Here is a 14310-nt window from a genome sequence, read left to right on the forward strand (position 1 = left end):
GCACCCCGTGCAAGTCAACTGCCTGGATAAGCAGTCCCGCGCGCAGCGCTGTGGATGGAGCGAAAATGGTGGACGAACCGCCCATCTGCCTGGACGCTGGCCAGGTTTATAATCGCCTGGCCCACCGTGCTGGCGGTGATCGAGCGATAGCGGGAAAGCGCGCCCCTCAGCGCCCAATCGACCAGCGGCGCCACCGCCATGCCCAAGCGCTCTGCCGGGCGGACCGCGCCTTGGCGGGCGCCGCGCAGCAGGCCGGGTCGAAATATATCGCACCGGGCGAAGCCCAGCGCTGCCACGTCCCGCTCCACCGCACCCTTGGTGGCGAGATAGAACGTGCGCGCGGCCGGATCAGCGCCGACCGACGAAACCAGGATCGCATGGCCAACGCCCGCCTGGCGCGCCGCCGTCGCACAGCGCAGCGTGAGGTCATGGTCCACCGCCCGAAACGCGGCGCGATCGCCATCCACCGCCGCGATCGTCGTGCCCAAGGCCAGCACGATCACATCGGGGCGCACCTGCGCCACGGCATCGGCCCAGTGTTCGGGCGCGATCACCAATTGCTCCATCTGCGCGCCGGCAGGCAAGGTCGCCGCACCGCGCCCCAAGGCAACCATGCGCACGCCAGGCCGGCCAGCAGCGGCATCCAGCACGGCCTGGCCGACCAGCCCCGTCGCGCCCATCAAAAGGACGCGCATCGGATCAGACATTGCTAAGTCCATCAGGTACTTGCCCGACGATCTTGGCATAACAGTCGATCGCATAGCGGTCGGTCATGCCCGCAATGAAATCGGCGATAACGCGGCTGCGCGCCGGCTCTGCCGCCGGCAAGCGCACCTGCCAGGCGGCCGGCATGTGTCCGGCATCGGCGCGATAGGCAGCAAACAGCGTTTCAACCACATGCCGCGCGCGATCGGCTGCAGCCACCTGCTCGGGGTGAAGATAGAGTCGCGCGTACATGAACTGCTTGAGTGTGCGTTCTTCCCGCCGCACCTCTTCGGAAAACCCGCAGAGCGCGCGCCCGGCAGCGCGCACAGCCGCCACGCTGTCAACGCCGCTATCATCCAGGCGCCGCCGCGTTTCGCCGATCACGTCGTTGACCATGCGGCCGATCTGCCCCCGCACCAATTCGCGCAGCAGCCGCTCGCGCGGGGCATGGGGATGGCGCGCCTCGATCGCGTACCATTGATCGGCCACGAACGGCAGTTCCAGCAGATCGTCGAGCGTCAGGAAACCGCCGCGCAGTCCATCGTCGATATCGTGGTTGTCATAGGCAATGTCGTCGGAAATCGCGGCGATCTGCGCCTCGATCGAGGCGTGACTGGCCAGGTCGAGCGGGAACGCCGCGTCGAGTTCGGCCAGCGCCCAGGTGGGCTTCTTCACCGGCCCGTTATGCTTGGCCAGGCCTTCGAGCATTTCCCAGGTCAGGTTGAGGCCATCGTGCTCAACATAGGGGCTTTCCAGGCGCATCAGCACGCGCAAGGTATTGGCGTTGTGATCAAATCCGCCGCAGCTTGCCAGCGCCGCCTCCAGCGCGTCCTCGCCGGCATGGCCGAACGGGGGATGGCCAATATCATGCGCCAAGCACAGTGCTTCGGTCAGGTCTTCGTCCGCGCCCAGGGCCCGGGCAATCACGCGCCCGATCTGCGCCACTTCCAGGCTGTGCGTCAACCGCACACGATAGTGATCGCCGTCGGGCGCGATGAACACCTGCGTCTTGTGGCGCAAGCGGCGAAACGCGATCGAATGGATGATCCGATCGCGATCGCGCTGGAACTCGCTGCGCGGGCCGCGCACCCCGCCCTGTTCTGGCGCAAACTCTCGCCCGCGCGAAGTAGCGGGATCGCAGGCCCAGGGCGCGCGCATGCCGGTCACCCCGCGTCCAGGATCCAGTCGGCGGCGGCTTCGGCATGAATGCGCGTGCCATCATAGATCGGCAGCACGTTGGCATCGACATCGATCACCATGTCGAGTTCGGTGCAGCCGAGCACCACGCCTTGCGCGCCGGCCTGGCCCATCGTGGTCAACAAGGTCTTGAACGTGCGCTCGGCCGAGCGCGTGGCGCGACCCTGCATCAGCTCTTCATAGATGATCCGGTCGATCTCATCGACATTGTCCATCACCGGCGGCAGCAGCGTCACGCCATGGGCAACCAGACGCTTGCGGTAAAAGCTTTCGACCATGACATTGCGCGAGCCGATCAGCGCCGCGGTCTTCACGCCATTGGCCTGCATCCGCGCGCCCACGGCATCGGCAATGTGGATCACCGGCACGCCCACCGACGCGGCCACCTGGTCATAGACCTTGTGCATCGAGTTAGCGCCGATCAGAAGCGCGGTGGCGCCGGCCTGTTCCAGCCGCTTGGCGCTCTGCACCAGGACAGTCGCGGCGTGGGCCCACTCATCCGCAGTCGAAAGCCGGGCCAGACCGGCGAAATCCAGGCTTTCGATCAGCAATGGCGCACTCGACAACGTGCTTGTGCGCGCCTGAACCAGCTTGTTGAGGTGCTCGTAATACGTGCGGGTCGAAACCCAGCTCATGCCGCCGATAAGGCCAATCTTGCGCAAACCACTATCTCCCACCGGCGCCCCCGCCGGTCAGTCCCGTTTCGATGGTTTTCAGCCTTAGGCAAGACCACCGCCCAGGTCCAGCGGCCCCCGGCAGCGATCCACCGTGCGCCTGCCGGCGGTTCACCGCTTTTCCGGGGCCAATCCCATGGCGCAGAGCGCAGCGGCGCTGACCGTCACTTGCACCAGTTGCGGATCATCGAGCCGGCGCACGGTCCACACGTAATCGGCCAGGCTGCGCTTGGGCGCCTGCAGTGCCTCCAACCGGCGCAACTGGCCCAGCGAGAGACGATCGGTCATGCGCTCGGCCATGCAGGCGGCATTGGCGTGGGACAGGCCGGCATCGACCAAGGCCGTGCGCACGCGGCCCTCGGCCAGTTTGGAGACGCAGCCGGTAGAAACGAGCGACAGCGCGGCGACGACGGCGACAAGAACGATGGGCTTCATGCCCGCCTTCTCGCCCCGCCGCGCCAACGCTGTCAACCAGGGGTTATCCTCAGTGCTGGAGTGCCTTGACGATCTCCTCCACCATCTTCTTGGCGTCGGCCAGCAGCATCATCGTCTGGTCCATATAGAACACATCGTTGTCGACGCCCGAATAGCCGACCCCGCCCATGGAGCGCTTGACGAAGAAGATGGTCTTGGCCTTATCCACGTCGAACACCGGCATGCCATAGATCGGGCTGGACTTGTCGGTCTTGGCCGCCGGGTTGACCACGTCATTGGCGCCGATCACGAAGGCCACGTCGGCCTGGGCGAAATCGCCCTGGATGTCTTCCAGTTCGAAGACTTCGTCATAGGGCACGTTGGCTTCGGCGAGCAGCACGTTCATGTGCCCGGGCATGCGCCCCGCCACCGGGTGAATGGCATATTTCACGTTGACGCCATTGGCCTTGAGCACGTCACCCATCTCGCGCAGCACGTGCTGTGCCTGGCTGACAGCCATGCCGTAGCCGGGGATGATGATGACGTTTTCGGCTTCCTTCATCAGGAACGCCGCGTCTTCGGCAGAACCGCGCTTCCACGGGCGCTGCTCCTTGGCCGCGCCGCCGCTGACGGCTGCTTCGGCGCCAAAGCCCCCGGCGATCACCGACAGGAACGAGCGGTTCATCGCCTTGCACATGATGTACGACAGGATCGCACCCGAAGAGCCGACCAGCGCGCCGGTGATGATCATGGCGGTGTTGTGCAGGGTGAAACCCATCGCCGCTGCCGCCCAGCCGGAATAGCTGTTGAGCATCGAGACCACCACCGGCATGTCTGCCCCGCCGATCGGGATGATCAGCAGGAAGCCGATCACGAAAGACAGCGCGGTAATCGTGGCGATGACCCAGGGGCTTTGATCCTGGGTAAACCAGCCAACCAGCCCGAGGATTGTCAGCAGCGTGCCCAGGTTGATCACATGGCGCCCGGGCAGCAGGATCGCCGCGCCGCTCATCTTGCCCGCCAGCTTGAGGAACGCGATGATCGAGCCGGAGAAGGTAATCGCGCCGATGGCAATGCCCAGGCCCATTTCCACCCGGCTTTGCGGTTCGATCAGCCCTTGCGCATCAAGAATGCCGAAAGCCTCGGGATTGGCATAGGCCGCCAGCCCCACCAGCACAGCCGCCAGGCCCACCAGCGAGTGGAACGCGGCCACCAGTTGCGGCATCGCCGTCATCTGGATGCGCCGCGCGATGATGAAGCCGATGCCGCCACCAATGGCGATGGCCACCGCGATTTCCGGCAGGCTGGCGATCGAATGGGTAACCAGCGTGGTCGCCACGGCAATCGTCATGCCGATCATGCCATAGCGGTTGCCCGCCCGGCTCGTGCCCGGCGACGAAAGCCCGCGCAGCGCCATGATGAACAGCACGCCCGAAATGAGGTATAATAGCGGAACGATACCGCTGTTTTCTGCCGCAGGCATCGGAAATGCATTGCGCGGCGCCACACTCACAGCCGCCGAGAGGAACGAGAAGTCCATCACTTCTTCTCCTTCTTCTTGTACATCGCCAGCATGCGCTGGGTAACGGCAAAACCGCCGAAGATATTGACCGACGCCAGGACCACTGCGCCGAGCCCCAGCACCTTGGCCAGTGGCGACCCCGCCGCTGCCGAGGCGACCAGGGCGCCGACGATGATGACCGACGAAATGGCATTGGTCACCGCCATCAACGGCGTATGCAAGGCCGGCGTGACCGACCAGACGACGTAGTAGCCGACAAAGCAGGCGAGCACGAAAATGCTCAGGATCGATATGAAGTCCATAGATCAGGTACCTTCAGATCCTCCCCCGGCGGGGGAGGTGGCAGCGCCTAGCGCTGACGGAGGGGGTGCTGCTTGGCACGCGGTTATAATGGCTTGGGCCGTGGCATCAGGGTCGCGGAGAACGTCGGCGGCGGGAATGCGGATCACGCGAAGCCCGTGGCGTTCCATCCACGCCGAACGCCGGGCATCAGCAAGCGGGCGAGAGCCCATGTCATGCGAAATCCCGTCGATCTCGAAGACAGTTCTAGACGCAGCGCAATAGAAATCAGCGACAAAGCCGCCCACCGGGTGCTGTCGGCGCAGCTTGATTCCCGCAGGCCGCTGCCGAAAGCGCTGCCACAGCAGAACCTCGGGCAAGCTCATGGCTTTGCGCAGCTTTCTCGCGCTTGTCAGTGCTTGCACGCTATGATCGCGCATCGCTACCCCCCCTCCACCGCCCTGTGGGCGGTTCCCCTCCCCCGCAGGGGGAGGATCACTCGTCCATACTCACCCCTTGAGCCTTTCGTGCACGACCTGCCCGCCTTGCGTCAGGCGGATGGCGTTGCCGATTTCCTCGTCCAGCACCGGGCGGCCTTGTTCCTTGTCCCAGAAGGCCGAAAGGAAATTGAACAGGTTGCGCGAAAACAGGGCCGAAGCATCGGCCGGCAAGAGCGCGGGCGTGTTGGCATAGCCGACGATCTTCACGCCGTGGCGTTCCACTACCTGGTCGGCCACGCTGCCTTCCACGTTGCCGCCTTGCGCCACGGCCAAGTCATAGATGACCGAGCCTGGCCGCATCGTCGCGATCTGGGCATCGCTGATCAGGCGCGGCGCGGCGCGGCCGGGGATCAGCGCGGTGGTGATGACGATATCCTGCTTGGCGATATGGCTCGATACCAGTTCGGCCTGGGCCTTCTGGTATTCGGGGCTCATTTCGGTGGCATAGCCGCCCGCGCCTTCGCCCTCGATCCCCGCCACGTTCTCCACGAAGATCGGCTTGGCGCCCAGCGACTGGATCTGTTCCTTGGTGGCAGAGCGCACGTCGGTGGCGGAAACCTGCGCGCCCAGGCGGCGAGCGGTGGCGATGGCCTGGAGGCCGGCGACGCCCACGCCCATGATGAAGGCCTTGGCCGCGCTCACCGTGCCGGCCGCCGTCATCATCATCGGGAAAGCCCGGCCATAGAGATTGGCCGCCACCAGCACGGCCTTGTAGCCAGCGAGATTGGCCTGTGATGACAGGATATCCATCGATTGCGCGCGGGTGATGCGCGGCATGAATTCCATCGCCAGCGCCTCGAGCCCCGCAGCGGCATAGGCATCGACCCGGGCGCGCTGGCCAAAGGGATCGAGCCCTGCCACGATCCACGCACCAGGCGCGGCGCCAGCCAACAGCGCCGGATCGGGCCCCTGCACGCCCAGCACTATCTGCGCGCCGGCGGCGGCATCGGCGCTGGCAATCGCCGCGCCGGCGGCCTGAAAATCATCGTCGGAAATATCGGCGCCCTTCCCCGCGCCGCTTTCCACCACCAGTTTGGCCCCCAAAGCCGAGAGCTTGCGCACCGTTTCCGGTGTCGCCGCCACCCGGCTCTCCCCCGTCGCGCGTTCCCGAAGAACGGCGATCGTTATGTCATGTGACATTCTTTATTGTATGATCAGGATCACGAAAGCGACGATGAGCGCGATCACCGGCACGGAGACCTTGATCATCGAGATAAAGCCTTCGTAGGTTTCGCGTGCAGCCTTCATATCATTGGCAGACGTCATGCTCACTCATCCCTCGTTATTATCCTTGGGCGCACCTTAAACCGCTGTCCCGCGTCTCTCAAGGGCGATCGAACGGCCTGATTGTTTAATCAGGTTTTTACCAGAAATGCGTAATCGGGTGTTGTTTCAACGACGGGAAAATCATGGCCGAAGCCGACGACCGCCTGCTGATGCTGATCGATGATGAGCCTGCGCAATGCCGGCTGATCACGGCACTGGCCGCACGCGAAGGGTGGCGCACGCTCGTGGCCCGCGATTCCGAAACCGCGATTGCCACGCTCGGCACGCGCCAGGGCATGCAACTGGGTGCCATCATCCTGGATCAATGGGTTCCGGGCGACGATGCCTGTGCGCTGATCGCCGAACTCAAGGCGCGGCGCCCGGCCCTGCCGATCCTGATGCTCACCACCAGTGCCTCGCCACTGCTGGCGGTGGAAGCAATGCGCGCCGGGGCCACCGATTACCTGATCAAGCCCGTGGCACCCGATCGCCTGCTCCAGGCCCTGCGCAGCGCAACCACGCGCGAGGCGCCCGCGGCAGAGCTTCAGCCGCTCACCGAAAAGATCGGCACGACGCTCGACTTTGATTCGATGATCGGCGCCGCGCCGGCATTCCGCGCCGCACTGGCCGTGGCGGCCAAGGCGGCGCGGACCCAGCAGACGGTGCTGATCGAGGGCGAAAGCGGCACCGGCAAGGAAATGCTGGTGCGCGCGATGCACGCCGCCAGCCCGCGCGCCAAGGCGCCGCTGCGCATCGTCAACGCTGGCGGCATTCCCGCCAACCAGATCGAAAGCGTGCTGTTCGGCCACGAAAAGGGCGCGTTTCCCGGGGCCTTCGATCGGCATATCGGTGCGCTGCAACACGCTGACGGCGGCACGCTGGTGATCGACGAGGTCGATCGCCTGCCCCTTCATGTGCAGGAACGGCTGACCCAGTTCGTCGAACGCGGTGATGTACAGCCGATCGGCGCGCGCCACTCGTTCCGCATCGACGTGCGCCTGTTCGCTTGCAGCAATGCGCCGTTGCGCGATCTGGCCGAGGCGGGTTTCTATCATGCGCCCCTGGTCGATGCGCTTAGCACGGTGCACGTGCATCTGCCCGCGCTGCGCCAGCGGTCGGGCGATATCGCCGCGCTGGCCCGCTATTTCCTTACGCGGATCGGGGAGCAGCCGGGCCTGCGCCCGCTTGGCATCACCGATAGCGCGCTGGCCCTGCTCAAGGCCTATGACTGGCCGGGCAACGTGCGGCAATTGCAGGCCACGCTGTTTCGCGCCGCCGTGTTCTGCGATGCGGAAACGCTGACCGCGCAAGACTTCCCCAATCTCTCGACGATGGTGGGCGAAACCCCGCGCAGCCCGGCGCCGATCAGCGACGGTGCCGGCGTGATGCTGTTCACCGCCGACGGCAATCTGCGCCCGCTGGAAGAGATCGAGGCCGATGTCATCCGCCTGGCGATCGGCCACTATCGCGGACGGATGACCGAAGTGGCGCGGCGCCTGGGGATCGGCCGCTCGACGCTCTACCGCAAGCTGTCGGAACTGGGCATCGACAACGCGGCCTGACGGGGGCGTGCGCGGCTGGGGGCTTCGACAGGCTCAGCCCGAACGGATTAAAGAGCAGTTTGTGAATACCGTTCGGGCTGAGCTTGTCGAAGCCCCAGCCGTCTCAACCTACCTGCGAAAAATCAGTCAGCGCCGCATCGCGCAGGCCGCGCCACACGCGCATGGCCTGCACCGTTTCGGCCACATCGTGCATGCGCACCATGTGGCAGCCCGCCTCCAGCGCCTTGATCGCGAGCATGACCGAGCCACCCAGGCGCTGGTCTGCCGGTGCCTCGCCGGCCAGGGCGCCGATCATGCGCTTGCGGCTGGCGGCAAACAGCACGGGTTGGCCCAGCGCGTGGAACAGCGGCAGGGCGTTGATCAGCGCCAGGTTTTCGGCCAGCGTCTTGCCAAAGCCGATGCCGGGATCGAGCATGATCTTGTCAGCGGCAATGCCAGCGGCCAGCGCGGCATCACGCCGGGCGCGCAGGTCATCGAACACATCGAGCACGACATCGCGATAATGCCCATCGGCGTGGAGGTCGTCCGCACCGCCCGGCGCATGCATCAGCACGACCGGCGCGCCGCTGGCAGCGACAATCTCCATGCTGCGCGGATCGTGGCGCAGGGCGGACACATCGTTGACAATATGCGCCCCGGCGGCAAGCGCGGCGGCGATCACGCTGGAACGCCGGCTGTCGATGGAAATGGCAGCGCCTGTCGTGGCCAGGCGCTCGATCACCGGCACCACGCGCTTGATCTCGTCCCCTTCCCACACCGCGGCGGCATTGGGCCGGGTGGATTCCCCACCCACGTCGATCACCGCCGCGCCCGCCGCCAGCATGGCCGAGGCATGGTCTAGCGCGACATCGGGCTTGTCGAGGAACTGGCCGCCATCGGAAAAGCTGTCGGGCGTGACGTTGAGAATGCCCATGACCAGCGGCTGATCGAGGCGCAGCACCCGCTCGCCACAGCCGATCGGGGCATGGCTCTTGCGCAGATTGGCCCATTGCGCGCTGGCGTCAGCGGCCAGGGCATCGGGCAAGGCAGCAATGGCAGCAGCTACGTCGCCCGCGCTGACAACCTGGCGCGAGACCACCTTGCCGTCACCCCGCACCAGCAGGGCAAAGCGGCTGGCACAGGCGAGCCCGCCGGCCAGGCGCACGGCCTGGCCATCGTCAGCCTGCGGGCTTTCGGTCAAGGCGATGGGGCGAAGGTAAACCGTCTCGTTCATGCCAAAGCCTTTGCCCTCAAACACCACAGATTCGTCACCCCGGACTTGATCCGGGGTCCAGCTTCCTTTGGACACCTTGCGCCGCTTGCAAAGAAAAGCGGGCCCCCGGGTCAAGCCCGGGGTGACGGTTGAAATACTTCCCTTAGTCTTCCACGGCCAACAGGTAGCGCTGGCGCAGCACGTCGATCGGCTTCATCTCGCCCTTGTCCATGAAGTGCCAGAACGTCCAGCCGTTGCACGAGGCGGCGTTCTGCACCTTGGAGCCCATACCATGGATCGACCCGGTATCCTCGCCCACAGCCAGGCTGCCATCGGCGCGCACCACGGCCTGCCAGCGGCGCTTCTTGTCAGCGAGCACGGTGCCCGGCGTCAGCCAGCCACTTTCCACCAGCGAGCCGAACGGCACCTTGGGCGCGGCGCGCTTGGACTGCATGGTCTTGAGCGCGCTTTCATCGAGCGGCAGGGCCAGGTCGATACGCTCCTGCGCCACTTCAATATAATCGTCCTCGCGCTCGCAGCCGATCCAGTTGCGGCCCAGGCGCTTGGCCACAGCGCCGGTGGTGCCGGTGCCGAAGAATGGATCGAGCACCACGTCACCCTTGTTGGTGGTGGCCAGGATCACCCGATAGAGCAGCGATTCCGGCTTTTGCGTGGGGTGGGCCTTGGTGCCGTTGCGCTTGAGGCGTTCCTTGCCCGAACAGATCGGCAGCACCCAGTCAGAGCGCATCTGCAACTCGTCGTTCAAGGTCTTCATCGCGCGGTAGTTGAAGGTGTACTTCGCCTTCTCGCTCTTGGCTGCCCAGATCAGGGTTTCGTGGGCATTGGTGAACCGCGTGCCTTTGAAATTGGGCATGGGGTTGGTCTTGCGCCAGATGATGTCGTTGAGGATCCAAAAGCCCATGTCCTGCAGCATGGTGCCCAGGCGGAAGATGTTGTGATAGCTGCCGATCACCCAGATCGAGCCATTGGGCTTGAGCAGGCGGTAGGCCTCGCTCAGCCATTCGCGGGTGAAGCGGTCATAGACGGCAAAGCTGTCGAACTTGTCCCAGTGATCGGTCACCGCATCGACATGGCTGCCATCGGGGCGGGCCAGGTCGCCGCCAAGCTGCAGGTTGTAGGGCGGATCGGCAAAGATCATGTCGATCGATCCAGTGGGCAGCGAGCGCATCATGTCGATGCAATCGCCCTTGAGGATGCGGTTGACGGGCAGCGCGGGCGCCTGAACCTTGGCGGCCACTTTGGCCCGCAAGGCGCGGGTGCGCGTTTTCACTGCCGTAACCATGATACTTCCTTCCACTGTCGCTTGTTGACGTGGAATCTGAATCATCGCGAGTCGCAGGTCAAGGCGCGACTCGCCGATTTGCGGCGAGTCGCAGCGCTGCAAAAGCGGAACGGAACGAGTCCGCCAACCACATCTAGAGTCTCGGTGGGGTGTGCGACTCAAGATATGGTGCGCGCAACTGTGGAAAATTTATTCGCAGGCCTTGCGCCGAGTCGCGGCTAGAGAAGCAGCAGTTGCGCCACGGGGGCAAAACTGCGCCGATGCAGCGGCGTAGGGCCATGCGTGCGCAGGGCGGCAAGGTGCTGCGCCGTGCCATAGCCGGCGTTGCGCTCCCAGCCATAGTGCGGATGGAGTTCGGCCGCCGCCCGCATCATGCGGTCACGGTGTTCCTTGGCGATGATCGAGGCCGCAGAAATGCACGGCTCGATCGCGTCGCCACCGACAATCGGCCGCGCCGGCCAGCACCAATCGGCATGGCGCCCGTGCGGCGTGAGATTGCCATCGACACGCACCTCGCATACGTCGCCCTGCAATTGCGCCACGAGTTCCTGCACGGCGAGGGTCATCGCCAGCATGGTGGCGCCAAAGATGTTGAGGCGGTCGATCTCGGCCGGGTCCACCACGCCCACGCCCCAGTGGCACGACGCCTTGATCTGCTCTTCCAGCACCGCGCGGCGCTTGGCCGAAAGTTTTTTGGAATCGGCTAGCCCTTCGGGCGGGCGCCGCCCCAGCACCACGGCAGCGGCCACCACCGGGCCTGCCAGCGGGCCGCGCCCCGCTTCGTCCACGCCGATCACATGTCCGGAAACACGGGAGATTTTGGTGGCACGAGGGCGGGTTTCAGGCATTGTAGCGGGCATGACGAAAAAGATCCTTTGCCTCCTATCGCCGCTCGCGTTCCTGGCTGCAAGCTGTGGATCGCAGGCCCAGCCCGATAATGCCGCCGCCGCGCCGGAACAGCGCAATGGGTTTGTCATCACCGATCTGGCGCGTTTCGACAGCCCCTGGGCCATGGCGTTCCTGCCTGATGATGGCCAAGGCAAGACCGCCGTGCTGGTGACCGAACGCACCGGCACGCTCAAGCTGTGGCGCGAAGGGGGCAAGGCCGTGGTCGTGTCTGGCACACCCAAGGTGGATGCCGGCGGCCAGGGGGGCCTCGGCGATATTGCCCTCGCCCCCGATTTTGCCACCAGCGGGCTGGTCTATCTCACCTGGGTGGAAGCGGGCGCGGGGGATACGCGCGGCGCCGTGCTGGGCCGCGCGCGTCTGGTGCGCGATCAGGGCTCGCCCCGCCTTGAAGGCCTCACGGTGATCTGGCGGCAGGTACCCAAGGTTTCCGGGCGCGGCCATTTCGGCCATCGCATCGCCTTTGCGCCGGATGGCAAAAGCCTGCTCCTGTCTTCGGGCGAGCGGCAGAAGTTCACCCCGGCGCAGGATATGAACACCAACCTGGGCAAGATCCTCCACCTCACGCTCGATGGCCAGCCCGCGCCGGGCAATCCCTTTGCGGCGCAAGGCGGCATTGCCGCGCAGGTGTGGACGCTGGGGCATCGCAACCCCTTGGGCCTGCAGTTCGATGCGCAAGGGCGGCTGTGGGATCTCGAACATGGCCCGGCCGGCGGGGACGAGCTCAACCTGCTTTCACCCGGCAAGAACTATGGCTGGCCGCTGGTTTCCGATGGCGACAACTATGATGGAACGCCGATCCCGCGCAACGCAACGCGGCCAGACCTGGCGGCGCCGGCGATCAGCTGGAACCCCGTGATCGCACCGGGAGACTTCGTGTTTTATTCGGGCAAGGCCTTTCCGCAGTGGCGTGGGCAGGCGCTGATCGCTGCGCTGGGCGCGGCCGGGATCGTCCGCGTGGGCCTGGAATCGGGGCCAGACGGCCACCCGGTGGGCAAGGAACTGGAGCGGATCGATCTGGGCACGCGGATACGCGAGATTCGCGAAGCACGCGATGGTACGCTATGGATTCTCGAAGACGGCGAAAACGCCCGGCTGAGGAGGCTTGCCCCGCGCTGATTTTGCGGGCAGGCGGCGGCACCATGCTCTAAAGGCAGAGCCACGCTCTTAAGGCCAGAGCCAAGCTCGCAAGGATGACGGATGCCCTTTGACCCATCGCGTGTCGATTGCTGGATCTTCGATCTGGATAACACGCTATACCCGGCCGAAACCTGCCTGTTCGACCAGATCGACGTGCGCATGGGCGCCTATATTGCCGATTTGCTGGGCTGTGACCATGCCGAGGCGCGCCGCGTGCAGAAGATGTATTTCCACGACCATGGCACCACGCTCGCTGGCCTGATGCATTTTCACGGCGTCGATCCCTATGAATTCCTTGGCTATGTTCACGATGTCGACATGGCCCCGCTGAACCGTGCGCCGCGCCTGGAAGAACGCCTGATGCGCCTGCCCGGGCGTCGCCTGGTATTTACCAATGGCGATGCCGCCTATGCCACGCGGGTGCTCGATGCCCTGGGCATCACCCACTGCTTTGAAGGCCTGTGGGACATTCACGCCATGGAATACAAGCCCAAGCCCGAGCCATCGGCCTATCGCGGCTTTGTCTCCGCCTTTGGCATCGACCCTACCCGCTCGGTGTTCTTCGAGGATTCGGCGCGCAACCTCACCCCGGCCAAGGCCATGGGTATGCAGACGGTCTGGCTCGATTTCGGCACGGATTGGGGCGCCCGCGCCCGTGACGAGACCGCGATCGATGAGACGATCGACGATCTTGCTGCCTGGCTCGACGCGCTTGCCGCCGACGGTCACCTCGGCTAGGCGCCCTGCCCAAGCAGACTGTCCAGACCCCCCAAGGCCAGACCATCTCAGTATTGCCCGGAGAAACACACATGACCGCACAGCTTGAAGCCGCCATCGAAGCCGCCTGGGACAACCGCGCGGACGTGACGCCGGCCAGCAACGATGTGCGCGTGGTGGTGGAACAGGCCCTCGCCCTGCTCGATGCTGGCGAAGCGCGCGTGGCGGAAAAGGTCGATGGCGCGTGGCGCGTGAACCAGTGGCTGAAGAAGGCCGTGCTGCTCTCGTTCCGCCTCAATGACAATGTCGTGATTGAGGGTGGCGCCGGTGGCGCCCCGGCGTTTGACAAGGTGCCGAGCAAGTTTGCCGGCTGGGACGAAGCCGCCTTTCGCGCCGCTGGGTTCCGCGTGGTGCCGGGCGCCGTGGCGCGCCGTGGCGCTCACATTGCCAAGAATGTCGTGCTGATGCCCAGCTTCGTCAACATCGGCGCGTTCGTCGATGAAGGCACCATGGTGGATACCTGGGCCACTGTGGGTTCATGCGCGCAGATCGGCAAGAACGTGCATATCTCGGGCGGCGTCGGCATCGGCGGCGTGCTCGAACCGCTGCAGGCCGGCCCGGTGATCATCGAAGACGGCGCGTTCATCGGCGCGCGTTCGGAAGTGGCCGAAGGTGTGATCGTGGGCGAAGGCGCGGTGCTGTCGATGGGCGTGTTCCTGGGCGCCAGCACCAAGATCATCGACCGCGCCACCGGCGAAGTGCATATCGGCCGCGTGCCCCCTTACGCCGTGGTCGTGCCCGGCTCGCTGCCCGGCAAGCCGCTGCCCGATGGCACGCCCGGGCCGTCGCTCTATTGCGCCGTGATCGTCAAGACCGTGGACGCGCAAACCCGCAGCAAGACCGGCATCAACGAGCTGCTGCGCGACTGACGCG

At 65.3% G+C, this 14310-nt stretch carries 16 protein-coding genes; 4 read left to right on the plus strand and 12 right to left on the minus strand.

Features of this window, described 5'->3' with window-relative positions:
• Positions 1–14 precede the first annotated feature (14 nt).
• The 9 genes from FHW97_RS07470 to FHW97_RS07510 form a co-directional block, all read right to left on the minus strand.
• Complete coding sequence (locus tag FHW97_RS07470; RefSeq protein WP_171798511.1) at positions 15–707, minus strand: NAD(P)H-binding protein; 693 nt, start codon at positions 705–707, stop codon at positions 15–17.
• Positions 700–1863 carry a deoxyguanosinetriphosphate triphosphohydrolase gene (locus FHW97_RS07475; protein WP_171798512.1) on the minus strand — a complete coding sequence of 388 codons (1164 nt, stop codon included), beginning with the start codon at positions 1861–1863 and terminating at the stop codon, positions 700–702. Before FHW97_RS07475 ends, FHW97_RS07470 begins: the two co-directional genes overlap by 8 nt.
• Positions 1864–1868: 5 nt before the next feature.
• Positions 1869–2564 (minus strand): aspartate/glutamate racemase family protein, encoded by a 696-nt coding sequence (locus tag FHW97_RS07480; RefSeq protein ID WP_171798513.1) that lies wholly within the window; start codon positions 2562–2564, stop codon positions 1869–1871.
• Between the two features lie 123 nt (positions 2565–2687).
• The gene (locus FHW97_RS07485; RefSeq protein WP_171798514.1) at positions 2688–3011 is read right to left on the minus strand and encodes a hypothetical protein; all 324 of its coding nucleotides are present in this window, start codon (positions 3009–3011) and stop codon (positions 2688–2690) included.
• 49 nt (positions 3012–3060) lie between these two features.
• Positions 3061–4473 (minus strand): NAD(P)(+) transhydrogenase (Re/Si-specific) subunit beta, encoded by a 1413-nt coding sequence (locus tag FHW97_RS07490; protein ID WP_062783051.1) that lies wholly within the window; start codon positions 4471–4473, stop codon positions 3061–3063.
• Positions 4474–4529: 56 nt separating this feature from the next.
• Positions 4530–4814 carry a proton-translocating transhydrogenase family protein gene (locus FHW97_RS07495; RefSeq protein WP_022676366.1) on the minus strand — a complete coding sequence of 95 codons (285 nt, stop codon included), beginning with the start codon at positions 4812–4814 and terminating at the stop codon, positions 4530–4532.
• A gap of 3 nt (positions 4815–4817) precedes the next feature.
• Positions 4818–5231 (minus strand): endonuclease domain-containing protein, encoded by a 414-nt coding sequence (locus FHW97_RS07500; protein WP_082209119.1) that lies wholly within the window; start codon positions 5229–5231, stop codon positions 4818–4820.
• A 69-nt stretch (positions 5232–5300) separates the two neighbouring features.
• Positions 5301–6419, minus strand: coding sequence for an NAD(P) transhydrogenase subunit alpha (locus FHW97_RS07505; protein WP_028657878.1), 1119 nt, complete (start codon positions 6417–6419; stop codon positions 5301–5303).
• Between the two features lie 15 nt (positions 6420–6434).
• Positions 6435–6557 carry an aa3-type cytochrome c oxidase subunit IV gene (locus FHW97_RS07510; RefSeq protein ID WP_022676364.1) on the minus strand — a complete coding sequence of 41 codons (123 nt, stop codon included), beginning with the start codon at positions 6555–6557 and terminating at the stop codon, positions 6435–6437.
• A 143-nt stretch (positions 6558–6700) separates the two neighbouring features.
• On the opposite strand from FHW97_RS07510, the gene FHW97_RS07515 reads away from it, so the two are divergent.
• A complete protein-coding gene (locus FHW97_RS07515) occupies positions 6701–8119 on the plus strand; it encodes a sigma-54 dependent transcriptional regulator (RefSeq protein WP_062782799.1) in 1419 nt (472 codons plus the stop codon).
• Positions 8120–8222: 103 nt separating this feature from the next.
• Here FHW97_RS07515 and folP read toward each other — a convergent pair whose 3' ends face one another.
• From folP to FHW97_RS07530, 3 genes are all read right to left on the minus strand, one after another.
• On the minus strand, positions 8223–9332 hold the full coding sequence (gene folP / locus FHW97_RS07520; RefSeq protein WP_171798515.1) for a dihydropteroate synthase: 1110 nt from the start codon (positions 9330–9332) through the stop codon (positions 8223–8225).
• 142 nt (positions 9333–9474) lie between these two features.
• Entirely contained in the window at positions 9475–10614 is a 1140-nt protein-coding gene (locus FHW97_RS07525) for a site-specific DNA-methyltransferase (RefSeq protein WP_062782793.1), read from the minus strand.
• A 218-nt stretch (positions 10615–10832) separates the two neighbouring features.
• Positions 10833–11462 (minus strand): ribonuclease HII, encoded by a 630-nt coding sequence (locus FHW97_RS07530; protein ID WP_171798632.1) that lies wholly within the window; start codon positions 11460–11462, stop codon positions 10833–10835.
• Positions 11463–11472: 10 nt separating this feature from the next.
• Here FHW97_RS07530 and FHW97_RS07535 point away from each other — a divergent pair, with 10 nt between their 5' ends.
• The 3 genes from FHW97_RS07535 (at position 11473) to dapD (ending at position 14306) form a co-directional block, all read left to right on the plus strand.
• Entirely contained in the window at positions 11473–12639 is a 1167-nt protein-coding gene (locus tag FHW97_RS07535) for a PQQ-dependent sugar dehydrogenase (RefSeq protein WP_171798516.1), read from the plus strand.
• A gap of 81 nt (positions 12640–12720) precedes the next feature.
• Positions 12721–13398 carry a pyrimidine 5'-nucleotidase gene (locus FHW97_RS07540; RefSeq protein ID WP_022676358.1) on the plus strand — a complete coding sequence of 226 codons (678 nt, stop codon included), beginning with the start codon at positions 12721–12723 and terminating at the stop codon, positions 13396–13398.
• 71 nt (positions 13399–13469) lie between these two features.
• Positions 13470–14306, plus strand: a complete 837-nt coding sequence (dapD, locus tag FHW97_RS07545; protein ID WP_171798517.1) for a 2,3,4,5-tetrahydropyridine-2,6-dicarboxylate N-succinyltransferase — start codon at positions 13470–13472, stop codon at positions 14304–14306.
• Positions 14307–14310: the final 4 nt, after the last annotated feature.

It is taken from the genome of Novosphingobium sp. SG754 (assembly GCF_013149315.1).
In the GTDB taxonomy this organism is placed as follows: domain Bacteria; phylum Pseudomonadota; class Alphaproteobacteria; order Sphingomonadales; family Sphingomonadaceae; genus Novosphingobium; species Novosphingobium capsulatum.